This is a genomic window from Pelotomaculum sp. PtaB.Bin117, from assembly GCF_002067195.1.
Classification (GTDB): Bacteria; Bacillota; Desulfotomaculia; order Desulfotomaculales; family Pelotomaculaceae; genus Pelotomaculum_D; species Pelotomaculum_D terephthalicicum.
The window spans coordinates 16248-39618 of sequence record NZ_MVQM01000141.1; the positions used below are offsets into that span (position 1 = coordinate 16248).

Annotated in this window: 20 protein-coding genes and 1 pseudogene; 9 read left to right on the forward strand and 12 right to left on the reverse strand. The window is 43.8% G+C overall.

All coding sequences use genetic code 11. The features are described 5' to 3' along the window. Positions 1-136 precede the first annotated feature (136 nt). Positions 137-685 carry a sigma-70 family RNA polymerase sigma factor gene (locus A4E54_RS10095; protein WP_240084176.1) on the forward strand — a complete coding sequence of 183 codons (549 nt, stop codon included), beginning with the start codon at positions 137-139 and terminating at the stop codon, positions 683-685. Next, entirely contained in the window at positions 685-1680 is a 996-nt protein-coding gene (locus tag A4E54_RS10100) for a DUF4179 domain-containing protein (RefSeq protein ID WP_286725993.1), read from the forward strand. The genes A4E54_RS10095 and A4E54_RS10100 overlap by 1 nt, the downstream gene beginning before the upstream one ends. Before the next feature lie 341 nt (positions 1681-2021). Here the strand turns inward: A4E54_RS10100 and A4E54_RS10105 are convergent, their stop codons facing one another. From A4E54_RS10105 to A4E54_RS10120, 4 genes are all read right to left on the reverse strand, one after another. Then, entirely contained in the window at positions 2022-4610 is a 2589-nt protein-coding gene (locus A4E54_RS10105; RefSeq protein ID WP_286725996.1) for a M56 family metallopeptidase, read from the reverse strand. A 2-nt stretch (positions 4611-4612) separates the two neighbouring features. Next, positions 4613-4987 carry a BlaI/MecI/CopY family transcriptional regulator gene (locus tag A4E54_RS10110; RefSeq protein WP_286725998.1) on the reverse strand — a complete coding sequence of 125 codons (375 nt, stop codon included), beginning with the start codon at positions 4985-4987 and terminating at the stop codon, positions 4613-4615. Positions 4988-5381: 394 nt separating this feature from the next. Beyond that, positions 5382-5792 (reverse strand): type II toxin-antitoxin system VapC family toxin, encoded by a 411-nt coding sequence (locus A4E54_RS10115; RefSeq protein ID WP_240084180.1) that lies wholly within the window; start codon positions 5790-5792, stop codon positions 5382-5384. Further along, complete coding sequence (locus A4E54_RS10120; RefSeq protein ID WP_240084181.1) at positions 5789-6031, reverse strand: AbrB/MazE/SpoVT family DNA-binding domain-containing protein; 243 nt, start codon at positions 6029-6031, stop codon at positions 5789-5791. The genes A4E54_RS10115 and A4E54_RS10120 overlap by 4 nt, the downstream gene beginning before the upstream one ends. A gap of 335 nt (positions 6032-6366) precedes the next feature. On the opposite strand from A4E54_RS10120, the gene A4E54_RS10125 reads away from it, so the two are divergent. The 3 genes and pseudogenes from A4E54_RS10125 to A4E54_RS15920 form a co-directional block, all read left to right on the forward strand. Continuing rightward, on the forward strand, positions 6367-7047 hold the full coding sequence (locus A4E54_RS10125) for a hypothetical protein (RefSeq protein WP_240084182.1): 681 nt from the start codon (positions 6367-6369) through the stop codon (positions 7045-7047). 76 nt (positions 7048-7123) lie between these two features. Beyond that, positions 7124-7915 (forward strand): lipid II flippase Amj family protein, encoded by a 792-nt coding sequence (locus A4E54_RS10130; protein WP_240084188.1) that lies wholly within the window; start codon positions 7124-7126, stop codon positions 7913-7915. A gap of 66 nt (positions 7916-7981) precedes the next feature. Beyond that, positions 7982-8256 (forward strand): annotated as a pseudogene (locus tag A4E54_RS15920) (IS4 family transposase); the annotation flags it as partial. Between the two features lie 61 nt (positions 8257-8317). Here A4E54_RS15920 and A4E54_RS10135 read toward each other — a convergent pair. From A4E54_RS10135 to A4E54_RS10160, 5 genes are all read right to left on the reverse strand, one after another. Continuing rightward, complete coding sequence (locus tag A4E54_RS10135; RefSeq protein ID WP_286726002.1) at positions 8318-8866, reverse strand: hypothetical protein; 549 nt, start codon at positions 8864-8866, stop codon at positions 8318-8320. A 588-nt stretch (positions 8867-9454) separates the two neighbouring features. Next, the gene (locus A4E54_RS10140) at positions 9455-10066 is read right to left on the reverse strand and encodes an inorganic pyrophosphatase (protein ID WP_240084185.1); all 612 of its coding nucleotides are present in this window, start codon (positions 10064-10066) and stop codon (positions 9455-9457) included. A gap of 787 nt (positions 10067-10853) precedes the next feature. After that, positions 10854-12926: a DUF6449 domain-containing protein gene (locus A4E54_RS10150; protein ID WP_286726006.1), complete on the reverse strand. Its 2073-nt coding sequence runs from the start codon at positions 12924-12926 to the stop codon at positions 10854-10856. Continuing rightward, positions 12898-13800, reverse strand: coding sequence for an ABC transporter ATP-binding protein (locus A4E54_RS10155; RefSeq protein ID WP_286726008.1), 903 nt, complete (start codon positions 13798-13800; stop codon positions 12898-12900). Before A4E54_RS10155 ends, A4E54_RS10150 begins: the two co-directional genes overlap by 29 nt. Beyond that, positions 13793-14182: a GntR family transcriptional regulator gene (locus A4E54_RS10160; protein ID WP_286726010.1), complete on the reverse strand. Its 390-nt coding sequence runs from the start codon at positions 14180-14182 to the stop codon at positions 13793-13795. The genes A4E54_RS10155 and A4E54_RS10160 overlap by 8 nt, the downstream gene beginning before the upstream one ends. Positions 14183-14446: 264 nt before the next feature. Between A4E54_RS10160 and A4E54_RS10165 the strand changes: the two genes are divergently transcribed. The 4 genes from A4E54_RS10165 to A4E54_RS10180 all read left to right on the forward strand — a co-directional run bounded on the left by A4E54_RS10165 (position 14447) and on the right by A4E54_RS10180 (position 19555). Beyond that, positions 14447-15130, forward strand: coding sequence for a response regulator transcription factor (locus tag A4E54_RS10165; RefSeq protein ID WP_286726012.1), 684 nt, complete (start codon positions 14447-14449; stop codon positions 15128-15130). 10 nt (positions 15131-15140) lie between these two features. Then, entirely contained in the window at positions 15141-16391 is a 1251-nt protein-coding gene (locus A4E54_RS10170) for a sensor histidine kinase (RefSeq protein WP_286726014.1), read from the forward strand. 69 nt (positions 16392-16460) lie between these two features. Further along, the gene (locus A4E54_RS10175; RefSeq protein ID WP_286726016.1) at positions 16461-17144 is read left to right on the forward strand and encodes an ABC transporter ATP-binding protein; all 684 of its coding nucleotides are present in this window, start codon (positions 16461-16463) and stop codon (positions 17142-17144) included. Continuing rightward, positions 17141-19555 (forward strand): ABC transporter permease, encoded by a 2415-nt coding sequence (locus A4E54_RS10180; RefSeq protein WP_240085126.1) that lies wholly within the window; start codon positions 17141-17143, stop codon positions 19553-19555. Before A4E54_RS10175 ends, A4E54_RS10180 begins: the two co-directional genes overlap by 4 nt. A 56-nt stretch (positions 19556-19611) precedes the next feature. Here the strand turns inward: A4E54_RS10180 and A4E54_RS10185 are convergent, their stop codons facing one another. From A4E54_RS10185 to A4E54_RS10195, 3 genes are read right to left on the reverse strand one after another with little or no spacing between them, the layout of a single operon-like run. Continuing rightward, complete coding sequence (locus A4E54_RS10185) at positions 19612-20610, reverse strand: ComEC/Rec2 family competence protein (RefSeq protein ID WP_240085127.1); 999 nt, start codon at positions 20608-20610, stop codon at positions 19612-19614. A 5-nt stretch (positions 20611-20615) separates the two neighbouring features. Next, positions 20616-20882 carry a hypothetical protein gene (locus tag A4E54_RS10190; RefSeq protein WP_286726021.1) on the reverse strand — a complete coding sequence of 89 codons (267 nt, stop codon included), beginning with the start codon at positions 20880-20882 and terminating at the stop codon, positions 20616-20618. Next, positions 20848-23274 carry an N-6 DNA methylase gene (locus A4E54_RS10195; protein WP_286726024.1) on the reverse strand — a complete coding sequence of 809 codons (2427 nt, stop codon included), beginning with the start codon at positions 23272-23274 and terminating at the stop codon, positions 20848-20850. Before A4E54_RS10195 ends, A4E54_RS10190 begins: the two co-directional genes overlap by 35 nt. Positions 23275-23371: the final 97 nt, after the last annotated feature.

The window sequence follows — 23371 nt, forward strand, 5'->3', positions numbered from 1 at the left end:
AACGTCTATGGATTAATAAGCCATAGACGTTTTTCTTATCTATTGCAAAACCGTTCACATGTTTTAAAAGTCTATATAAAGTGATAGGCTTTTTAACCGGTTAAAGCTTTGAACGCGGAAAAACGGGAGGAATTTTATGGTTGTTGTAGATCCGGATAGGGTTAGAAAGGCGTGCCGGGGTGACTCCGACGCTTTTTTAGAACTTATTCAGGAGAGAAAGGACGATATATACAAGCTGATATACACCTATGTAAAGAATAGAGAGGATGCCCTGGATGTGCTTCATGATGTCGTTTACAAGCTGTATATATCCCTGAAAAAGCTTAAAACCCCGGAGTTTTTTAATGCCTGGTTGATCAGAATCACGGTAAACTGCTGTATCGATCAATTGAGAAAGAGCAAGAAAATTGCCGGCTTCGAAATAAAATATGACGATCCTGGAGCATTGGAACAAATTGCTGACGACAGTCAAAATCACGGGGAGCTAATCATCTCCAACATTGACTTATTCAATGCCATAGACAAGCTCAGCATAGAACAGCGAACTGTAGTTATTTTAAAATACTTTCAGGATCTAACCCTGTCCCAAGTCGCGGAGGTGCTGGCATGCCCGGTTGGAACGGTCAAAACCAGGCTGAATAAAGCACTGCGTTATTTAAGACGGGAACTGAAGGAGGGATATTAATGAGTAAAAATTATCAAGATGATTTCAACCATATAGTGGTTCCTGAGGAACAAGTGGACATGGTCATCCAAAAGGCCGTCAACAAAGGAAAAAGGCGGCTAATAATAAAAAAACGAATAATGGTGAGCATGTCGGTGGCCTTGCTCTGTGTTTGCATCCTGGGCAGCGGCTTTGTGTCAACTTCGGTGGCCAGGGTGTTGGTAAACATACCGTTTGTCGGCTCGGTATTCGAAAGGGAGAAGTTTGTTTGGAGCGGTCTGGAAAATGTAGATGGCGAAGATATAACTAAGCTGGATGATCTGCAGATTACCGACCATGGGGTTACTGTGGCGATTCGGGAAGCCTATTATGACCAGTCAGGTTTCACTGTCGGATATGTGGTCAGCGGCGCAGAGCTTTCCGACGAGACGGTTTTCCATGCGAATTTTTATTATAACGGGCAAGGTATTTCCGGGGGAGGTGGAGCCAGTTACGAGAAGATATCCGATAAACTTTACGTTGGCTTAACGCAATTCCACCCTGGCCCTGAATTCTCTTTCCCTGATAGTATCGACCTTGAGGTGATATTGGCCGATGATATGGAAAAAATTAATAAAAGCCCTTACCGCTTTAAAATCCCCCTATTGCGCAGCAATGCGGATGCAAAGACCAAGGAATTGCCGGTGATGAAAGCTGCGGATAATGGGGAAAGGACACTTCTGCTGAAAAAGATAGTTTTTACTCCAGTTTCCACGGTGGTTGACTATGAATATACTCATCCTTTAGGCGACAGAGAAGAAGATGGTGGTGATAACTATGATGTGAAGCTGATAAATGGCAGCGGCATTGAATTGAATCCCGGTTCTTTCAGCCGGCATGGCAGTATGAATGAAGAAAAGCTGGTTGATGCCTGCCGGGTCAACTTCCCGGCTATCAACGAACCCGCCGGCAATATGGCTTTTGAACTTCTATTGCCAGAAAACCAGAGTATCAGGGTTGATTTTGAAATAAAATAAAGACAACCGGAAGCACAAGCGGACAGGCAGAGCGTCACCGTGCGGTGAGGTTCGGAAGGTTTGAAGGCAAACCTCTGAACGAAGCGAAAGCGAACCGGGGTCGGCAGGTGTCCACGCAACCTTGGATAATAAATGGCTAAGGGAGATCGGGCTGATTTCGCTAAAATCTATCTGCCGGAAATTCGTGTCTCAAAGGTCAGAGTAAGGGTTTGGAGGAGCCGTTGTGCGATGACCCGCCTGCGCACGGCTCTGTGAGAGGGGCAGTTTAGCTGCCCCTACTCGATTTTTAATGGGACCATTCAGGTTTAAAAAATAATTATGTGGGCCTTTTATGGGAACCTTTAGTTTTCAGCGTTTTCAATAAGCTGCGGCTCGCTCTCCGCAATCTTATACTGGCGCTCTTCCACTACAGCCCCATCTTCCCTGGTTTTCCTGAAAACTATAAGATCATAACCGTCAACGGTTTTGCCCTGGGAGGTCTCGTAGATATATCTGACTCCGTTTTCAATCCTTTCTCTGGTGCCGAGCCAATACGGGCAGTTGTTGAGAAATGCATCGTATTTGGTATTATATCCAAAGAAAAGCTTGTTGGACGCGTCCACATTGATATCCGGCAGCTTCCTGGCCACATGATCCGCGCTGACCGCCGCCGCCCTCCCGATGCCTTTTAAGTACTCTGCCGCCTGCGCCTCCTGCTGCCTGGCAAGATCCGCATAGTCTTCCTGGGAGGACAGTACTCTGTCCTGAAGTTTTCCGGGAAACATTTTTTTTAGCGAGTCCACGTACCCCGCTCCATCCTGCGGCTCTTTATAATCCAATAAAGAGTACGCGCCGTTTTCATCCTTGGAAAATATCATTACCGTTGGAATGGCTCCACTGCCGCTGACCTTGGTGAAAATGCCGTTTTCAAAGCCGAAAATCCCGATGCTCGCTATTGTGTATACCTTAACCGTCCCGTTGTTCTCTTCGCTATCCAGGATGATGTGTCCTTCAGTTACTGTTTCTCCCGCACCGTACGCGTAACTTCGAGATTTTATAGCCATGCCTGCCGCGCTATCCATATCTCCTGGTTTTTGGTTTAAGTACAAGGTTTCTTCCCCGATAACCATACCCATCCCCGGCTGGACAGTATAATACATCAAGCCGTCGTAAACAATCGTCACCTGCTTTTCATCTATCCTTTGCCCCTGTGCGTCCAGCAGAGTGACAGTCACCTGGCTTTGGCTGTCCGCAGGGAGCTGGCCGGCCGGAGCGACGGGCGACCAATAGACCGGGGTATCCAAGGGCAGTTCAACCGTTGACAAGTTTTTTGACACCTTGCCGGTAGTGACCTCCCAGGTAAGAAGCGTCCCGCTTTCTGTTGCATAGCGCGCTTTGGTGGCGGAACCGCGGTATTCCGCCGCAATCCGTATCCCCGGCGTACTGGACATGATCAGCGCGTATTTTTCAGGGTACACGTGCAGCCGGAAGGCCAGACTCTTTAACAATGTCTCAAGCGCATTGATATCCTTTGCGTATTCCCGCAGGTCATTATCATAGCTTTTCTGCACTTCATCTCTTGAATACTGGTACTGGTATGCAGAGGGTTGGTCCGCCCCTTTGACATTAAAGGTGATCACATCAACGTTGTCAATCAACGCGAACATTATCACCGCATTATCGCGGAGAGCCGCTTCAACTTGCCGGATGTCCAAATTGACACCGCTAAAATCGTAGTCAACCGTAACGCCATAAGGAGCGGATTGGGTCTGCAGCGAAACCGCCCGGCGCTGAGCAGCATACGGCAGGTTGCTGATCAGGTTGACCACCCTGCTGTTGTCTCCCACGTAAGCGGTTTTATATTTAAAAAGCGCTTCCGCGTTATAACCGGCAAAACCTGATGAGGGGTTCCGCCCGGCCAGACCGTCTGTCAGCAGTACGGGGCCCAACACCGCTAAACAAAGCAATCCTATTACCAGCGCCAGTCTCCTGCGGCTCTTGAAAAAGTCGGCCATCTTGATCATGTTTATCCTCCGCTCAATATTCTTCCGGTCGTCCACCATGCCGAGCAGCTTCGGGGCAAGCTCCGGCGCGGCAAAACCCTCCAGCGCGGCCAGCAGCGCCCGGCCGTAATCTTTGTATTCCGTACTCTCCAAAACAGAGAGCACCAGCTCGTCGGTAGCGACTTCCATATCCTGCCGGATGCGCCGGAAGCAATACCAGATAACCGGATTGAACCAGTGCACAGTCTGTAAAACCAGCAGAAGATAGTTTACCGGCACATCTTTTCTTTTATAATGCGCCAGTTCGTGCAGCAGGATATATTCAAGCTCTTTGTCGCTTAAATTCAACACCGCCGGGGATAAAAGAATTTTAGGCGATCTCAGACCAAACAGGGAGGGTGTGCCAACCGAGTCCTGAATAATAAGTGAGATGTCGGTGCTCCTGTCGAGCCCCATTTTAACCTTACAGACGTCAAAAATATGTAATATCCTTTCATCTTGCACCGGCGAGCCCCGGCGCAACTTTCTATGCAGCGAATAGCAGGTGAAAACAAGACACAGCATTGTTAACGCCGCACCGGCGGCCCAGGCGTAGGGCAGCAGGCTCTCAATCATTGCCGCCGTTTTAAAAGCCTCGGCTTGCTGTTGGGCAGGCGGCTGATATGGCAGTGAATTCCCGGCTTCCCAAGAAGCCTCGTGCCGCTGTTCCATTTGATTCGCGATCCCGCTCATATTCTGCCGCGGCACCTCCGGCACCGTGTTAAAAAGGCTTACCGCGCTTTCGGGGCCAAACGGTATCAAAAGCTTCAATACCATAACTATCCAAATGAGATAGTGCCACTTGGCGCTTAATCTGTTTTTCAATACCCCTTTGATTAAAATAATCACCAGCCCCGTAATGGTGGCATAAAAAGAAGCTGTTAGAACGTAGTGAAAAATTTCAGCCATAATCATAACTCCTCATCCAGCAGCTTTTTTAAGCTGTCTATCTCCGTCTGGGATATCTTCTGCTCCTTGATAAAACTGGCGATCATCAGATTTAACGAGCCGTCGTACACCTTTTGCAGAAAGGATTTGCCGGCGTAGGCCCGGTATTCGCTCTGGCCGACCAGCGGCGAATACAAAAACGCCTTGGTTTCAGTTTTTTCAGCTTTTATTGCCCCCTTTGCGGCAAGGCGGGTGATCAGCGTCTGAATAGTTTTGGGCTTCCATTCTGAGGTAGTTGTCAGTCTATGTACAATCTGTGCACTTGTCGCGTGGCCAAGCTCCCATAGTATCTTCATGACCTCCAACTCGGATCCTGAAATTTGCGGCAATCCTTTCATTCAGGCCCCCTCCATATGATTACATTTGTAAGTTTGATTCTAATATTACATTCGTAATCCAATATTGTCAATACTGATCCTCTTATTGTAAAACTAATAATTATACGGGCTCATAGTAGATTGGGTTGTTCAATCTAGAATAAAAAATTCGCTGGCAAATGCAGTTTTACAGAAAGACAAGGTGGCTGACGTTCTGGGAATTTTAAAAAGCGCGTTGGAAAAAAGTCAGCAAGAACTAGACCGATTAAAAAAAGAAAAACAAATTTTGGTTGAAAGCATATAGTAAAATCTTGCTATACCATATCATGTTCAGAGGGATTAATCAGTAGAGTATCTTTTGAAAATGAGGAGATTACTTCATGTCTATCATCAGCGATGACCGGACAGGATTGTTTCATTTACCGATCCAGATAATCTCTACACCGATTCCCCCGGCAGAGGCTAGAATTTCGGGATCTCCGGTGACCACCGGCGCATCTAGCTCTTTGCCTAACGAGAGCACAAAGGAATCGGCATAGGACAATCTCCCTTTCGCTTTAATCCGGGCGGCATCTCTTACCTTCGTCCAGGTTGCTTCGACAAGGACGAGTGATTCTTCAGCCAAAGTATTTTTTACCACTTCCTCAGCCACCTGCTCACCCTTCCTGCGCAAAAGGATGTAATAAATCTCTCCCAGACTAATAATGCTCATGAAAATCTCCGGCTCTTGAGCGGTGATGATTTCAGCCACGGTTTGCGCGCCAGGTTCGTCCTCAATTAAGGCGAGGACGGCATAGGTATCAAATACATATCTTTTGGGGCTCAATACTTCTCCTGCTTTCTTTCTGTCCTGCGCTCTTTGAGCAACATGTCTGTTAATTTTTCGTCTTTGCTCATGTATTTACCCCTAATGCTCAACAGAGGATTCCTGGGCAGGGGCCGTAGTATAATTGATCCATCAATTTCTTCGACAGCCAGTTTATCACCTTTTTTTAAACCATATCGTTTTCGCAAAAAAACAGGAATAGATATTTGACCTTTTTCCGAAATGGTAACTTTATGCATTAATCTTACCTCCGGCAACAATCTTACTCCTACTTATTATACTACTTCAGTTATTGCCAAAGCAAATAATTGTGCAATGCTATTCATATCCTGGAAAGCAGCAGCGGAAAATGAATTCCGGAAAAATTGTGTACAGGTAGAAACCCCAATCGTTGTAAAAAATGATAGTTTTCCAGAATGCTGGGAAAAAATCGACAGGCGGCTGAAGGATGTAGAGGAGAACGTGGGATCCGATGTAAATTTACATGGTTAGTTTTGGTGAACCGGTTAGTTCCCAACACCGTCTATAATATTGAGGCTTGATAGATTAGATTACCGTTCTTACCGGTATATTTATGTTTATATTTGTCATCAGCGACGACCGGACCGGCTTGATTTTATTGGCAGTAAAGGTGGAAACCTGTTGGGCAATGAGAGGATGGGAGATACGCTGTACCGAGCAGGGGATGATGCAGTTGATAAGGAGAATTCTTTTTATAACGCTTGTTTTCATAATGATTGTTGGTATAATTATCAATGTCATGGGTCGTATATATTCTACGATCCCCATACAAAGAGCAATATTTGACAACATTCAGATAATAACATTCAATATTCAAAGATCAATACTTGAATCCGTGCAAGGTATTAAGAAACAAGTATTGCCTGTCACGGCAGAGTTCCGGGGGAGGGAGGCGGCCTTAAGTTCGCCTTGCCTCGCCGTGCAAAATTATTCACCGGCAGACTCTACCGCAAAATTGAGCGTGTATAATTTTGAAACGGGCCATGAGAATACCGTTTCCACCAGCGGAAAACACATCTCCGGCTTTGATGTCGAAGGCGCGAATGTCGTTTGGGCCGACCTCCGCAATGAAACGCGGGACCCGATGCGGCAAGAACCATCGGGACAGTTTACATATAATGGTAGCAAGCAGTCCCAACCCCTTATATCCGGCCCATATGTCGCTTTTTTATACGACACTCAGGTGAATCCCCGCTATCAGGTGGTCAGGCTGCCGGATAAATTGACTCCCTGAAATGTTCCTAATTAAAAAACATCCTGATGAAACATTCCAATGCGGTGACGGCAGGTTTACATTGAGGTTAATATACATGGAAATGTACTTGTACGGATTAATGGCGTTGACTTTTATTATCCACACGACAGATACGCTTTCTTACTCAGTTAGATTAAGTTCGGTTAAGAGCGGGCAATTTGCCTTATCTGTTTCTCTTTTTAATATTTTTGTTCTTTTTTCCCGCACGGCAAATATGTTGCAGGGGCCGTTAATCGGTGTATTAATCGGTACAAGCGTTACAACAGGGATTGATCCAATTAATGATATCCGTAAAGTTGTATTTGCTTCAACCGGAGGCACGCTGGCGGGTATAGTCCTGACACCGACATTTCTGAGGATTTTCCTTTATGCCGTTGCCAGGCTGGAGTCAACCGGTTCAGTGCCGCTTCTTATTATTCAGGCTCTCAGCGTTAATAATATTAAACTCATTGCGAAAAATGGCGTATTGCCTTCCAAACAAACATTTCAAAATATCCGGTGCCGCGATATACCGAAAAGATTATTATTATTCAATACGCTGCTGACAGCGGTGTATACTGTTGGCGTGCTGTCCGCCTTTTATTCCGCGACATTAGTCGCGCCCGAGTATCAGCTGGCGGCCTCATCGTCTTCAGGAATGATTAACGGAGTAGCGACAATTCTACTGACCCTGGTCGTTGACCCCAGGTCCGCGATAATTACAGATCAAGCCTTTAGAGGAGACAGACCTTACGGTGATGTAAAAACTCTGGTTGTTCTGCTAATGGGTACAAAATTATTGGGCACGTTAATGGGACAGGTTATTTTAATACCCGCTGCAAATTTGATATCATGTTTCTATAGATAGAAGTGTTTATGTTCAGCGCCCGCCGGGGAACGCCTGGGTATACAAGAAAGATATAGTACTAAATACGAATTAGGAAAAACATTACGCTCTGCCAACTTTCATAAAGAAAAAGGATTTACCTGTTTTTACATGTTCAAGTTCATTTTTTTGCTTGTCTTAACGGTAAGAACCTTTATCGCATATTGCAAACTGAAACTGATCCCGAAATGCCAGAGAAAGATGCGATCTATCGTTTTTTAAATTCTTTCCGGTACAATTGGCGAAAATTTTTACTTGCCCCGAGTTTAACTGTCATTAAGGAAACCATTGAACCCTTGAACCAGCACAACTGGAAAAATGTTCCCCTCATGGTGGTGTTACTTCGTGGTTCTCTTGGTAGCATTGTATCTGCCGGCGATGCTGTCACATTGAAAGCCTTGCTATTTTGGGCTTCAGAACATAAGCGGATAAAAATTCCTCCGCCCAGTTCTCCGCATCCACCTCCAGCAGATATACCTTCTGAGATATACCTTTGGTCATCCTGGGGTATTTTTTGTGCTCCCCAGTGTAATATTGCCAGAAGTGTCTCAGTTCGTGGGCAAGGACATGTAGAATTTTTCTTTTTAGTAGTTTTTTAGAAAACATACATAGTCTTGGCAGCCTAAACCAGTCTAAAATTTTTATACAGGTTATGTTGTTGATATACAATACCACCACAGCCCCTGCGAGTTCATTTTTTTTCTGGTCTTTAAAATAGGTGAGGCATGTTCCAAACATATCGTCGCATGAATCACCAAGCTTAACGATGAGGTTTTCAGGTTTCTCCCAGATGCCAAGCTTCTTAAGAATAAACATTATGTATTGGTTTATAACTTCCTTGGCAACGGACATAATTTCACTTCTTGCCAAAAGCATTTCTAGTCCTCCTTTGATAATGGTTATTTCTGGAACACCCAATATAAGAGTCTTCAATTCAGTAAACTCTTTTTTTTTTAATATTTTGACCATACTAGGGGATATGTAAACATCCAAACAATGGGTTTTATTACAGAAAAAGCCACAGTGCTGGATTTCAGTTTTGCGCGTCTCTGGGATTGTCGATGAAAAGGCAATAGCTGAGGCTCTAGGCAAAACGGTTACCTGGGATGAGGAAACCATGACGGTGGATATTATTTGATTAGTTTTAGCGCAGGGATAAAAATTGAAAGCGAATAAGCCGCTCTCCTGATTCAAAGGGCGGCTTTAATATTGAAGGGAGTGTAATGTATATGGATAAACAGTCAAGATGGAGCAAGGTGGTCTGGACAGCGATGGCAGCTTTAGTATTGTTCATTCTGAAAAACTATGGACTACTGGGTCCTACAGGTTTGCCGAGAAAGCTCTGGACAACTAACGACACTTATTTTTGCCGTTCTTTCAACGTTTGCTTTTTCCAATGATTAACCCGCGGAGTAACATCTGCGGGTTATGCTACTGGCATTTCGGCCGCTTAATATTCAGTAAACAACTAACCCGCCAGTGGTGCTGGCCCTGCGGGCTTTTTTGTATGTGTAGGTTAAATTATTTTATAAATTGTTCTTTGTAATCTTCATTGGCCAATTTAATTATGTTTAGGGCCTCGTCTTTTCCATATACATCAACAATTTCACATTTATTATTTTGACTTTTGGGAGCTTTTTTATATGTTAAAAAATAATGTTCAAGTCTTTCTAAAACTCGACTAGGGCATTGATTAATATTTTCCCACTCTCCATAAAGTGCATCATCTTTTAAAACAGCTACTATTTTATCATCCGCCTCGTTATTGTCTATTAATTTTATACCTCCGATTGGTATTGCTTTTAATAAAATATTTCCATGTGTTACTATTTTTTCAGTCAAAACACATATATCTAAAGGATCTTTATCTCCGATTATATCTTTTCTAACAAATTTGGTTCTGCAGTGTTTTGCTACCCTTTCACCGCAGTAAGTTTGAGGTATTAGCCCATATAAAGTTGGACAGATATTAGAAAATAATTGAGGCCTATCAATTTTTAATAGCCCTGTTGTTTTATCTAATTCATATTTTAGTGTATCACTTGGAGTTACCTCGATATATGCGTTTACGATATAAGGATGTTCTTCGTCTAATGGTATACCATGCCATGGATGCGCAACATATTTATTCATTTAATAAAATCTCCTTTATCACTTTTCATCCAGAAATTATGATAAAAAATTTTAAGCAGCATGTTAAAAGTCTCTTTACCAATAATGGTTATAAAGTCAGGTGAATCTACCAGTATGTCGAATTTATAATAGAAGCTACTTCCTTTTAACAAGTAATATCATATTAAAATTACCGGTAGCTTGTCAAGTATACCCTTAGGTAACTCGCTAATCTATTTTAGATATTGACCTTTTTGACATCATAATACGTAGGGAATTCTAAAAAATCCTGGTCTTTTTGGTTTAATGCTGCAAGGATGGAAAACTGTTTTATCAAATTTAGTTGGCCACCTTATTTTAGCATTAGACTATTGTACTAACTATTGAAAAACATAACATCATAAACACAGATTTCCGAGTTCAAAAAGGATTTAGTGGTTTTGAAGAACACTTCTATGTCCCAGCGTTTTCCGTAAATCCGAATGATTTCTTCATCAGTGATTACCCTCTAAATCAATACCGATTTGAACGATGGCATTTGCCAAAATCCTAGCTCTACCGCGTTTTTTGAGAAGTTCCTTATAGAGGGTGTCAAGAGTGACCTTTTCCCCTTTATAGGTGTTATGAAAGTTGGCAGAGCGTAATGTTTTTCCTTTCTTCTTGGTTTGGTAGTCTTTGCAACTCTATTTTACCAAGAAAAGGGTGTCTTTTGTGTTTTCTCTGCAAATAAGAGTCGAAATAACTTAGTTATATCAAGGCTTAAGAGCCATTATCCATGTGAGAAAGTTGAGTTATTTATCTGACAGCCTTAAAACGGCTCTTTTGCCGGGGTAAAATGCTCTTTAACAAAAGATGGCGCGTCAGCTTCGGAAAAGAATCCGGAAATAATCTCGCCGTTGTTTTGCGGGAAAACCACTTTATATGCCGCCTGTTTACCGCTTATGCTGTAATTTCGCAAACACAGCTCCAACTTATCCGGGTCGGTGATCTTTAGGACGCCTGGTTTTCTTTCTAATTCCGGAATCGGAATATCCCGGTTTATGGCAACCCCCGGCTTGTCCGGCTCCTGTTTGTCCTGGTCGGTCATCCTGTACACAAACGCGCTGGTGATATCATCACCCGGCAGCAGCCGGGCCTGGTTGTATCTCCCGGTTTCTTTAAGCCACTGTTCGAAATCAGCATATGATTTTTCCCAGCTCAGGTCGACTGTGCGATTATTCTTCAAATAAACGGTGATGCCGGCCCAGGATTGCTTGTTGGCGTTGGCCTGCATCTCTTCGTAGGTCTGATCATAAATGTCGCGGCGCAGGGCGTCGACGGCCTGCGCGATGAGCTCCGGGTCGACGAAGCGCACTTTTTTATTTGCATAAAACGCGCTAATTTCGATCATGTCCACATCGGCAGGGTTTGTGCCGAGAATGCTATAACGCATTTCCTTGTATTCCTGTGATTCATATAAGGGTTTTAATATGTCCGCGTACTCCGGCGCGGCAATCTTGTACTGCCGGTAAATATGGCTGCCGTTTTTCATCTCGTAGGCCAGACAAATCCCTTCGGAATAATCTTTCGTACGTTGTGACAAGAAGAAATCTTTTTCTGCCAATCGATTGGCCAGTATTTTTTGATGCAGCGAATAAATACGGGCTATGTTGTCCTTTTCGGTAAATATGAGCTTAACGGGCAGGGGACTATAGGTGTTGTGCTCAGAAGCCAGCGGATCCTGAGCAGGCACAAAATTTAAAGCGTAAAAGGAATTATCCAGGTATATGCTTTTCACTTCACTCAGCGCAGGCAGCCTTTTTTCATAGCCGGTAAAATCGTAATGAAGCAGACCAATCAGCCCGATCATAATCAGGGCGTAAACACCATACCCCCGGATGCTGCGCCACTGAAAGACCTGCAGGGATTTGTTCAACAAAATTTCGATCAGCATATAAGCCAGTATGGAGCCCAGAAAGTAACCGAAATATGTCCAGCCCGGACTGTCCTGGGCGCTGTTAAAGTAACTGCCGAGTAGCAGCATAAAGCAAAAGGTGGCTGAATACTTGAAAAGAGGGCGCAGCGCCTCGAAAGTAATGGCATTGCCGGCCGTTTCTATGTGGCGCCGCTGATAGAGATGCCTGCCCGCAAAATACAGCGCGATGCTGCTTAACAGGTAAACCGCGATTTCAACATTGGGAACAGGCCGTATGGAAATCTCGGTCAGCCTGATCAGGGGCGAAAGTTTTTCTATTTTCTCTAAATAGTAATCATATGCGAAACCGTAAATGTACCTGTTAATATTGTGCAGGAGCAATAGGGACAGCCCGCTGGGCAGGAGGAGCAGAATATAGCTTAACACGCCCTGCAGGGTGGTCATGCCGGTAATCATGCCGACGGCCGCACTCGTCATAAAGAAAAGCAGATTAATCAGCAGGCTGATATATAACCAGGAAAGTATGGCGCCGTTTATTTCATTAATTCCCAGTCCGGCAGCCAGCGCCCAGGAAATCAGGGCGATGAGGATAAGCGGCGCAAACAGGAGCAGTATCCCGGCGGCAATGTGGGTATTGTACAGGGTTTCCCGCCTGACGGGCAAAGCGTGTGCCGCATCAGCCGCCTGGCTGTCCTGCAAATAACGGAACAACAGCAGGCCGGTCAATACGGGGACGAGGATCAACGCCATAACATTTAAAAAAGATTGATTGGTATCAAACTGAAACATGCGGGTTAGCGTATATATATGCTGTATTCTTACCTCTTCCAGCTTGCCGTGCAGCATAAGCACTTTAAGCGGGAGACTTAAGAGCAGTACCAGCAAATATCCGGCGCCTAGCCAGGCGAATCTTTTAAAATCGTTGAGCAGTATGCCTCTATTGATCAAGGATGTTTTTGATTTCATAACCATTGTCCCCCATTTCGTATATGAATATTTCCTCCAGGGTGAGCGGCAGGATATCCAGGACGGCTGGCTGATAAGACCGCACGCGTTTGATTATATCTGCATGGGCGCCGCGTACGATTAAAATCAGCACGCTGCCTCTCTTTTCCTGGTAAAGCGGCTGCATGTCCTGCAGCAGGGCGGGGGGTGTTTCTCCGCTGAAGGCGACTTGAATTTTATGCACGTCCGCTTTCAGGTCGTCCAAATCCTTCTGCATCAACATTTCCCCCTGATGCAAAATGCCGATATAATCGCAGATGTCTTCCAGATCGCGTAAATTGTGGGAAGAAATCATGACGGTCATTTCTCTTTCAGCCACATCCTGAATAATCAGGTTCTTTACTTTTTGCCGCATCACCGGATCCAGTCCGTCAATAGGCTCATCCAAGAGCATAACCTCCGGCGTCAGGGCCAAGCTCAGCCAAAATGAGACCTGGCGCTGCATCCCCTTGGACAGTGTTTTTATGCGCCGCTTGGCCTCGATATTAAAAACGCCCTCAAGCTTTTCAAAACGCGCCTGGTTCCATTGAGGGTATATTTGGGCATAGTAATCAGCTGTATCTCGAATTGAGAAGTTTGGAAAAAAATACAGAAGATCAGGAATAAAAACTGTACGCGCTTTGACGGCGTCATTTTCAAATACCGGCTGCGCATCTATCGTGATTTCACCTGAATTCTGCCTGTAAATACCGGCCAGGAGTTTTAACAGTGTCGTTTTCCCGGCTCCGTTGGAACCGACCAGACCATAAATAGAGCTTCTTTGCACCGACAGGCTTACACTTTTAAGCGCTTCCGCATCCTGGAATTTCTTGCTGACCTTTTCTGCCTTAATCATCTATTTTACCTCCTTCACCCTCAGGTAAAAGTGTTTTAATCCGGGTGATGATATTCCGAGGGGGCATACCCAGATAGAGCATTTCCGACAAAATTCTGGAAAGCTCGTTTTCCAGAGTTTGCATGCGGGCAGTGTTGTCCTCGGGAACAGCAGGCCGGATAAAACTGCCTTTTCCCGGAATGGAATAGATATATCCTTGATGTTCCAGTTCCCGGTAGGCTTTCTGGATGGTATTCGGATTAATGGTCAATTCGCCGGCCAAAACACGCACGGCCGGTAATTGCTCGTCAGGCTTCAGCACCTTGTTTATGATGAGTTCCTTGATTTTCTCGACCAGTTGTTCATATATAGGCGCGCGGCTGCGCAGGTCCAGTTCAAACATAAAGCCCCTCCTTTCAATATTATCCGTACTATTACATATAGTACAATCAGTACAGTTGTGATTATATACCCATTATCCGGCTTTGTAAATACGTTTATCAGCCTAAATTTCTATATGACTAGAAGGTTTGGCTTAACGGGTGGAAATCCCGTCCGCAAAATTAAAAATCCGTGAATGGCAGCAACCGGCGGTTTTATGGTATTGTTACGTAGAGGAGCTTTACAAAGAATCAAGGTTTGAAAATGCCTGCGGTGGAGGACGAATATGAGAAAAATTTTATTGGTTGAAGATGATTTAAGCTTGATTGAAGGATTGAAATTCTCTCTTGCCAAGCATGAGTTTGAGGTAACTGTGGCAAGAACTGTTAAGGAAGCCAGGCACTGTTTTAATCAAAGCGAATATAATCTGGTTATTCTGGATTTAATGCTTCCTGACGGCAGCGGCTTCGATATTTGCAGAATGATCAGGCAGACCTCAAACATTCCTGTAATATTCCTGACCGCTTCCGATGAAGAAGTGAACATTGTCATGGGATTGGACATGGGCGGGGATGATTACATAACCAAACCTTTCAAGCTGAATGAGCTTTTATCAAGAATAAATGCCACGCTGAGACGTTCGGAACCGGTAAAAGAACAGGTGACCGAATTGCATGCAAATGGGATTGCCGTAAAGCTCTTGGAAGGCAGGGCGATAAAAAACGGGACCGATCTGGAGCTGACATCCGCCGAATACAGACTGCTGTGTCTTTTTATGCGCAATCCGCGAGTTATATTATCCAAAGAAAAGATAATGCAAAGCTTATGGGATTGCCGTGAAAGCTTTATAGATGACAACACTTTGGCCGTTTATATCAGCAGGCTGCGTGAAAAAATTGAAGACAATCCCAAACAGCCGTCATTTTTGACAACAATCAGGGGGATGGGATACAAGTGGAATATTATGTGAGGAGTTTGCTATGAGCAGCTTATTTACAAACAAAGATGCGAAAAAATTTTTTACAACACTAACATTGGCCTTACTGCTGGGGGTTATAATTGCTCAAATAATTGCCTATATAAATGCCGTTCAATTCAAAAATGAAATGATCATGCATGATTATGAACTGGCCGGATATTTGAGCGGCGAACATCCGGAACTGGCTTCAGAAATCCCATCTGCGTTTACGGCGGATAAGTTTAAAAATCATTTTGAAACGGGTAAAACCTTGCTTGAACAAGCGGGATACAAAGATAGCATGCGGCTGCATTTAATACCCAGGGTGAATGAGTTTTATCAAACAAATATGGCAACTAATTTTATATTTTCCGTTATAATGAGCCTGGCGATTTTACTTGCCGCCTTTTTGTTTTTGAGAGGCCATTACCAAAAAATAGACCGGCATAATGATGATGTCAATAAAATAATGAGCGGGGAAATAGCCACAAGGCTTGGCGACAGCGGCGAAGGAAGCCTGGCGAAGCTGGCGGCGTCCATTAATATGATGACCGCGTCACTGCACACGCATATTGAAAGAGAAAAACAAAACAGGATTTTTCTAAAGGATATTTTGACCAATGTATCCCACCAGCTGAAAACACCGTTATCGGCGCTTAACATGTATACCGAAATCATGAAAGATGAAAATATCGATAATAAAGTGATCGCAAGCTTTTTAAGTAAAAGTGAAAGTGAACTCGACCGTATGCAAATCCTGATCGCCAGTCTTTTAAAGATGGCGAAGCTGGATGCCGGAATTATTGAGATTAATAAAAAAGATTACATCCTGAACGACCTGATCAAACAGGCGGCCGACAGCTTTGAAATCAGGTTGGGCAAAGAGGGCAAGACCTTTGAAATAAAAGCCGGCGGCAGGGTGTCATACGCCTGTGACAAGGAATGGATGCTCGAGGCTTTGAGCAACTTGATAAAAAACGCCGTGGAGCATACCAGGGCGGGAAACCGCATCGAGGCTCTGATTGAAGAAACGCCGTTAATGGTAAAAATAACCGTCCGGGACGACGGAGCAGGCATTCACCCTGATGACATCAACTACATTTTTAAAAGATTTTACCGGAGCAGGTTTTCACAAAACAAGCAGGGCACAGGTATCGGACTTACCCTGGCAAAATCAATTATTGAAATGCATGGCGGCTTTATTTCTGTCGAAAGTGCGGTTGAAAAAGGCGCAATATTCACCGTGCATCTGCCCAAGCTTACAGAATTGTAAGCTTAAATTCATATTAGAGTAAGGTTGGGATGTTATCTTGTTGCTGAATAAGATAACTGAGGTGGGAAAATGGAAATACTTAAAGCCGCAAAGCTGTCAAAAACATTCGGAGAAGGCGAGACAAAGGTGGAAGCCTTAAAGGACGTGTCCTTTTCCGTTTCCAAGGGCGAATTCGTTTCCATCGTCGGGCCTTCCGGTTCGGGAAAAAGCACGCTGCTCAATCTGCTTGGAGCATTGGATGTCCCTACTTCCGGCAAGCTGTATTTAGACGGCAGGGACATATTCGCCATGCGGGAAAAGGAACTGGCGGTTTTCCGCAGGCGCAGCATAGGCTTTATCTTTCAGGCTTATAATCTGGTGCCCGAATTAAATGTTGAAGAAAACATTATCCTGCCGTTGCTGCTGGACTATAAAAAGCCGGACAAGCAGCATATTGACGAACTGCTGAACGTACTGGGGCTGACGGACAGAAAACACCATTTGCCCGGTCAGCTGTCGGGAGGGCAGCAGCAGCGCGTGGCCATCGGCCGGGCGCTGGCAGCCAGGCCGGCAATTATTCTGGCGGATGAGCCGACTGGAAATCTTGACAGCAAGAACAGCAGGGACGTGATCAATTTGATGAAAATGTCCGTTGACAGGTATCATCAAACCCTGCTCATGATTACGCACAATCAAAATTATGCTTCCTGCGCCGGCAGGGTATTCAGCATGGAGGACGGCATGCTAAGCGAGTTGGGGGGCGCCGGACGATGAAAAACTATCTCAGTCTTGTCCCCAAATACCTGTCGGCCCACGCAAAGAAAACCAGGCTGACCATCGCCGGTGTTGCCGTATCGGTCGCCCTCATCACCGGTATTTTCTCCATGCTGGATGTCTTTATGCAGTTTGAAAAGATACAAGTTATCCATGACTACGGGAATTATCATCTTCTGCTGAAAGAGCCGTCCGGCCGGGAAACGCATGCCATTGCCAGCCGTATCGACGTAGAAAACGCCGGGGGATGGAAAGATCTTGGAGAGGCAAGTATCAACGGCGTCATGTGCAAACTCGGCGCGCTTGAGCAAAATTTCGCGGAAAACCTGAACATAAGGGTTATTGAAGGCGAATATCCGACAGCGGAAAATGAAATCATGCTTGAGCAGTGGGCGGCGGAGAACAATCAATGGAATTTAAAAACAGGCGACGCGGTTAAAATCGCTTTTGCTGACGGCGCGGCAAGAGAATTTATAATAAGCGGAATATTCAATGATCTCGGCGGCATGAAGGCGAAGGGAGTGCCGGGCGTGCTTCTTTCTGTCGGCGGCGCCGCTGCGGTGCATTACGCAAAAACGGATTTTTATTTTATTAAGTTTAAAAGCGGCGTAAATATACTTGCGGCGGAAAAAGAAATAAAAAGCGCCTTGAATATTGCCGACGACAGAATCGAGCGCAATGAACGCCTTCTTGCCGTCATGGGACAGAGCGGCCATAACGCGGCGACGGACTTTTATAAAATCGGGGCCATATTATTTTTTATGGTGCTCGTTGCCGGCGTTATTATGATCTATAATACCTTTAACATATCGGTCATGGACAGGGTGCGTCAATTCGGGCTTTTACGGTGCATCGGCGCGTCGCAGGCGCAAATAAAAAAGCTGGTCCGCAGAGAAGGGATTTATATCACCCTGCGGGCAATCCCCGGCGGGCTGCTGGCCGGTATGCTGATCACCTTTATTTGCTCCGGCATATTGAAGTTCTATAACAGCAGTCTATTCGGCGCCATTCCTTTGTTCAACTGCAGCCTGCCGGGCCTGGCCGCCGGCATAGGCGCCGGGTTTCTGACCGTTTTTATCGCTTCCTTTGTGCCCGCGAGAAAAGCGGCCCGGGTTTCCCCGGTGAGCGCCGCAGCGGGAGGTAATCAGGTAATAAGCAAGAAGCGTGAAAAACGGAGTTTTCTGACTAAAACTCTGCCCGTTGAAATTGCGATGGGAGTAAACAATGCCGTTCTTAAAAAGAAAACGCTATTTTTAATGTCTTCCTCCATAGCCGTCAGCATTATCATATATTTCGGCTTTAATGTATTCGTCGATTTTATGCATACCAGTCTGAAAACCACCAAGCCTAACACCCCCGACATTTCCCTGACCTCGGAGCATGACCTTGAGCACGATTTGTATGCAAGACTGTCGGGTATTGACGGCGTTAAAAAGGTTTACGGCAGAATGTTCGGCTATGTCGACGCGACTTTTGACGCCGCCAGGCTGACCGGCTCTTATCAAGAAAACATGGGAGGTATCAAAGTAAAAGACAATGGTTTGTTTGTACCCCCCGAAAGCGCCTGGCTCATCTCATATGATCAAAACCAGTTAAATTGGGCGAAAGCGGATTTGATTGCAGGAGAACTTTCTGAAGATAAAATAAACGAGCAAAACGGGGTAATTGCAGTCGCCATGCATTTAAGAAAGGGTGTTTCTACAGAAACCGCAAATCTGAAATTGGGAGATAAGGTCTATATTGAAACCCCCGCAGGAACCAAAGAATTAAAAGTTATGGGCATATTGCGCACCGTGCCGTTTGACAGCAAAGAGCTGACTTTGACCACGTTTATTACCACCGAGAAGCTGTTCACCGAGTTAACCGGCGGATCAGCATATAAAATAATAGACATTCAACTCGACAGGAGAAATCAGGAACAAGCCTTCCAGGCAATAAAGAGCCTCGCGGGCAATTCTATCACTGTGCTGGACGCCCGCCAAAAGAACGCGGAGATCGACCAAACCTTTTTAACCATGGCCGTCTTCATATATGGCTTCATAGCGGTAATTGCCCTGATCAGCATTTTGAATATCATCAACACCATGAATACGAGCGTTGCGTCAAAAACCAGGTATTTGGGGGTCATGCGGGCTGTGGGCATGTCAAACGCTCAATTAAGTAAAATGGTTTTGTGCGAAGCCGCAACATACAGTCTGACCGGCTGCCTCGCGGGATGCGTTCTGGGAATTATGCTGCAAAAAGCGCTGGTTGCAAACTGGCTTTCGACTTTTCATATCATTTGGCAATTTCCTATCGCCGAGGTGGTTTTGATTTTCATTCTAACCATGCTTATAACGTTTTTTTCCATCATAAGCCCATTAAGGCGAATTAAAGCCAAAAGCGTTTCGGAGGTTGTTCATTGGCTGTAAAGAAAAGGGCAAGGGGACAGGTTATTTGAAGGAGGTTTACATCGTTTTCCAAGTAACTATCCAATACAGATAGGACTACTAAGCTTTGATATAACATTCGCATGATCCTTTTGTGAAGGACAAATATCAATACCCTCTCTGCTTATCCTAACGATTATCGTGCCTGCACAAGGTACACTTATACCATCGGCAGATTTCCCCAAAGTTATGCCGGATGGTATGCTTTTTATCCGTTTTCCATTATGGCATGTTTTGCCACTTCCGGTGCACAGTACTCTTGAAAAACGCTTCGACTTTTTTAGAGCGTGGATTGTTCCCGGTGAAGGGCAGCTTATTCTATCGTGATATCCTGCTGATACAATACCGATTGAACCATCAACAATATCTATTACATTACTCAATGCTAAGGATTCCGGACCTCCGGCAAACCACCGGCCATGGTGGGGCAATTTAAAAATATCGGCTCGTAAGGATTTCCCCATTTTAGCCAACTTACTCATTAATCTATACCATCCTTTCCCTTGAAGGTCACCCGGCAGCAAAATCCTGTAATTTTCATGTTCCAGAATAAGCACAATGGACCAATTGTTCGGTTCATCTCCTGCCATATCTACATCGGCAGGGCTATGAGGAAAGATACAACTTAGATTTACGTCACCCGAACTAGCTATTGATCCTGTTAGAAATTGAGAATATGGTGAAATGCATTCAATACCGTATTTTATTTCAAATTCGGCAAACTGCCTTCTTAGTTTTTTATACCCGTTTTCCCTGCGGATACTTTTATCTCCCCTTATATAACCAAGTTTTGATACCGCTACACCGGAGTTGTGCAAGTTGGCGACAAGACTTGCTATTCCTCTATAGTGGTCACTATCGCCATGCGACACTATTGCCCAGTCAACACGGGCAATTCCATGTTTCTCAAGAAAATCGAAAGTCAATTTAGAGTTTGGCGTGTCAATTATTGTTGCTGTTGAGCCGTCCGGATATATAATTACAATAGAATCGCCATGCCCAACCTCTAAGAAAGCGACCAGCAAAACACCGGACATGATTATCATTCACCTCCTAAAATGACAGGAGGGTTGTTACTTGTTTGCTCCATAAAATTAAATTCATCATCAGACAGATATCCGTAATCAATCATACGAAAACTCAAAAAATTAACTCCGCTCAACGATATATCATTTCTTTGCGCAAACGGAATTGCCGCCTCAAATACTGTTCCTTGCTCCAAGGCCCAGCCTGGCATTGCAGTGGGAATAGGTATTGTTTGTTCACCATTATATTCATCTATTAATAAAGGTAACTGTCTGTTTGTCAAGATCAACACCCTGAACCGTGCCGAAAATCTTCCAGGTCTTTTCGGGATTTGGAAAATCACTCTGTATTAAATTAGCTTTTTTACGAATAAAGTTTTGCCATTCTTCTCCCGGCCTGCATACATCGGAAAAATATTCAGCAATCTTCTCTCGTTCAAACTCTGGCACTTGAAAAGCATCATAAACGATATTATCAACATCAATAATAAGCCCGCATACTTCATGCTGCCAATTAGGTCTTTTTTTATTTTTTAAATCGCTAATTCTATTTACACTATTAATAATCATCCGCTTTTGAGTTTCAGTAAATTTAGGGAATGGAATATCCTTTACTATGTCTTTGTTAATGTATATTTTCTTATTAAACTTATCAATATACAAGCTCGTAAGCGGATGATTTATAACCGCAATTAATTCTTCATAAGAAACACTGCTTTTCTTATCATAGATAATATAAAATCCATGACCTACATAATAACCATCCCGGTCTATTGCCCCATATATCCTCCACTTGCTCATAGAATTTCTTGTCCCGTTTAATAGTATCTTTTCAGACTTGAATGGAACTTTTTCTTTTCCGCGGTGATGGTTACCTGGGTATCGAACATATCGTCTATTATGGTCTCTGTAGTTTTTCCATGTAATCTTATAAGGCTCCAGGATATTTTCTCCAGGAGACTGCAACCATTTTTCCCAGTTGTCAGCACTATCATTTGCTATTTCATTACAAAAATCTTCATTTGATTTAAATTTAGGCTCTATGCCCCTGCTAATACTGACAAGTTTTCCAACGCTCGTTTCAACTTTTATACTTTTTAAACAGGAATCTAGAATCGAATTGGAAATAATTTTTTGCGGTGAATCAATCCATTCTTTAGCGTTTTTAAAGATTGCCTTTGTTGCCCGGCCACTTTTTTTGAATAATTCATAATCATTATTAGAGATAAAAAGAGATTTTACAGGATACTCAGAGAAGCTTTCGCCGGTTTTAAACTTCCTTAAAATTATGACAACGATAGAAACATCAGATGTTTCAAACGAGTTCTCCGGCAAATACCATATCTCGTATATCCTGGCTGAATTGAGAAGTGTATTCCTTGATTCTACGCATTTGCTACCCTCAAGATACGTGGCAGGAAGTATGATCGCCATGATCCCCCCAGGCTCCAAAACATTAAGGTACTTATCCATAAATTCAGCTGCTGTTTCTTTATTCTTATTATAGTCAAAGGGGGGATTTGTCATAATTATGGATGGTTTCCTGTCAAAAGGTAATTGTAAAAAATCACTGTTAATTATGTTCCATTTATTTCCATAAGGAATGCTGTATACCAGCAGCGACAGTTTTGCTACTTCAGACGCAAACTTATCTATTTCAACTCCGGTTATTCTTTCTGTAAGCAAATCATGCTTACATTGGCGGTCCATTTTCATGGGAAGCAGTTTATTGAGTCTATCACAGGCAGCAATTAAAAAGCTGCCTGAACCGCAAGTGCCATCCAATACGTATCTCTTGTCTTCAGGTATTAATTCAAAAGGCAGGCATTTGCATATTTGCTGGGCAAGGGCCTCTTCTGTCCAGTGAATTCCAAACATTTTGCGTATATCATTATCTAATATAGCAAATTCATATAGGTGACCTAAAATATCATTGGTCAGAGCCTGAAAAGTGAGCTGATTCCTGATGTATTCGAAAATATTTTGGGCTATTTGTTTTTTTACCGATTTTCCTATAATTCCTTTAAAATAATTGGGATAGTGCTGTAAGCACTTCTCAATCAGCTCAACCGCATTGCCCACACGCGTATCATACCCCCACAATTTATCTTGTATTATACAAGCAGCAAGAACATGTATTGAAACATGTGTAATATCATCATTATATTTCTCGCCTAAACGGTTCTTTTCCGACCTTATGGCAAATTCAAACAACTCGACCAATTTATATTTGGTTGCATTTACTGCAAACAGAGAAATTTGATAAAAATAATTGGTATTCTTAGCTGTTAACAAATTTTGCTTGTCATAATTCAAGCGGTTATCAGAAAAATATTTTTCCAGCAGCTTATAAGAAACTATATTTTTATGTTTTTCCTGTTTTCGCAAGTCGTATATACTAACTTCTAATGGATTTAAAATAATAACAAATGGAGCAGCTAAAAAACGATACCTTTCTATAAGGTTATCGGCATCCCCTCCATTTTCCGTCCAAACAACAGCTATACATGAAGTGCTTACGTCCAGTTGCTTATTTTCACTAAATACAACCATGTCTGCAGAGCAAATGACCTTTTTATCATCAATAAACCTATAGTCACGTCTTATCGCATTCTGATCATAACCGCAGGTTAAAATTAAATTTTCAACTTTATCAAGGGCTGAGGATCGGTCCATTACAGAACCTCCTTATTTATTTTATAGCCTCTCGGCATTCGCCGAGGCAGATGGCACAAGGCTTTGCTTGAACCATCGTTATTGAATTCCTCCTACT

Bases quoted from the DNA above. Each gene is read 5' to 3' on its own strand.
- A4E54_RS10095 (WP_240084176.1), top strand. From the start codon at position 137: ATGGTTGTTGTAGATCCGGATAGGGTTAGAAAGGCGTGCCGGGGTGAC.
- A4E54_RS10100 (WP_286725993.1), top strand. From the start codon at position 685: ATGAGTAAAAATTATCAAGATGATTTCAACCATATAGTGGTTCCTGAG.
- A4E54_RS10105 (WP_286725996.1), bottom strand. From the start codon at position 4,610: ATGGCTGAAATTTTTCACTACGTTCTAACAGCTTCTTTTTATGCCACC.
- A4E54_RS10110 (WP_286725998.1), bottom strand. From the start codon at position 4,987: ATGAAAGGATTGCCGCAAATTTCAGGATCCGAGTTGGAGGTCATGAAG.
- A4E54_RS10120 (WP_240084181.1), bottom strand. From the start codon at position 6,031: ATGCATAAAGTTACCATTTCGGAAAAAGGTCAAATATCTATTCCTGTT.
- A4E54_RS10125 (WP_240084182.1), top strand. From the start codon at position 6,367: ATGTTTATATTTGTCATCAGCGACGACCGGACCGGCTTGATTTTATTG.
- A4E54_RS10130 (WP_240084188.1), top strand. From the start codon at position 7,124: ATGGAAATGTACTTGTACGGATTAATGGCGTTGACTTTTATTATCCAC.
- A4E54_RS10140 (WP_240084185.1), bottom strand. From the start codon at position 10,066: ATGAATAAATATGTTGCGCATCCATGGCATGGTATACCATTAGACGAA.
- A4E54_RS10150 (WP_286726006.1), bottom strand. From the start codon at position 12,926: ATGAAATCAAAAACATCCTTGATCAATAGAGGCATACTGCTCAACGAT.
- A4E54_RS10155 (WP_286726008.1), bottom strand. From the start codon at position 13,800: ATGATTAAGGCAGAAAAGGTCAGCAAGAAATTCCAGGATGCGGAAGCG.
- A4E54_RS10160 (WP_286726010.1), bottom strand. From the start codon at position 14,182: ATGTTTGAACTGGACCTGCGCAGCCGCGCGCCTATATATGAACAACTG.
- A4E54_RS10165 (WP_286726012.1), top strand. From the start codon at position 14,447: ATGAGAAAAATTTTATTGGTTGAAGATGATTTAAGCTTGATTGAAGGA.
- A4E54_RS10170 (WP_286726014.1), top strand. From the start codon at position 15,141: ATGAGCAGCTTATTTACAAACAAAGATGCGAAAAAATTTTTTACAACA.
- A4E54_RS10175 (WP_286726016.1), top strand. From the start codon at position 16,461: ATGGAAATACTTAAAGCCGCAAAGCTGTCAAAAACATTCGGAGAAGGC.
- A4E54_RS10180 (WP_240085126.1), top strand. From the start codon at position 17,141: ATGAAAAACTATCTCAGTCTTGTCCCCAAATACCTGTCGGCCCACGCA.
- A4E54_RS10185 (WP_240085127.1), bottom strand. From the start codon at position 20,610: ATGTCCGGTGTTTTGCTGGTCGCTTTCTTAGAGGTTGGGCATGGCGAT.
- A4E54_RS10195 (WP_286726024.1), bottom strand. From the start codon at position 23,274: ATGGACCGATCCTCAGCCCTTGATAAAGTTGAAAATTTAATTTTAACC.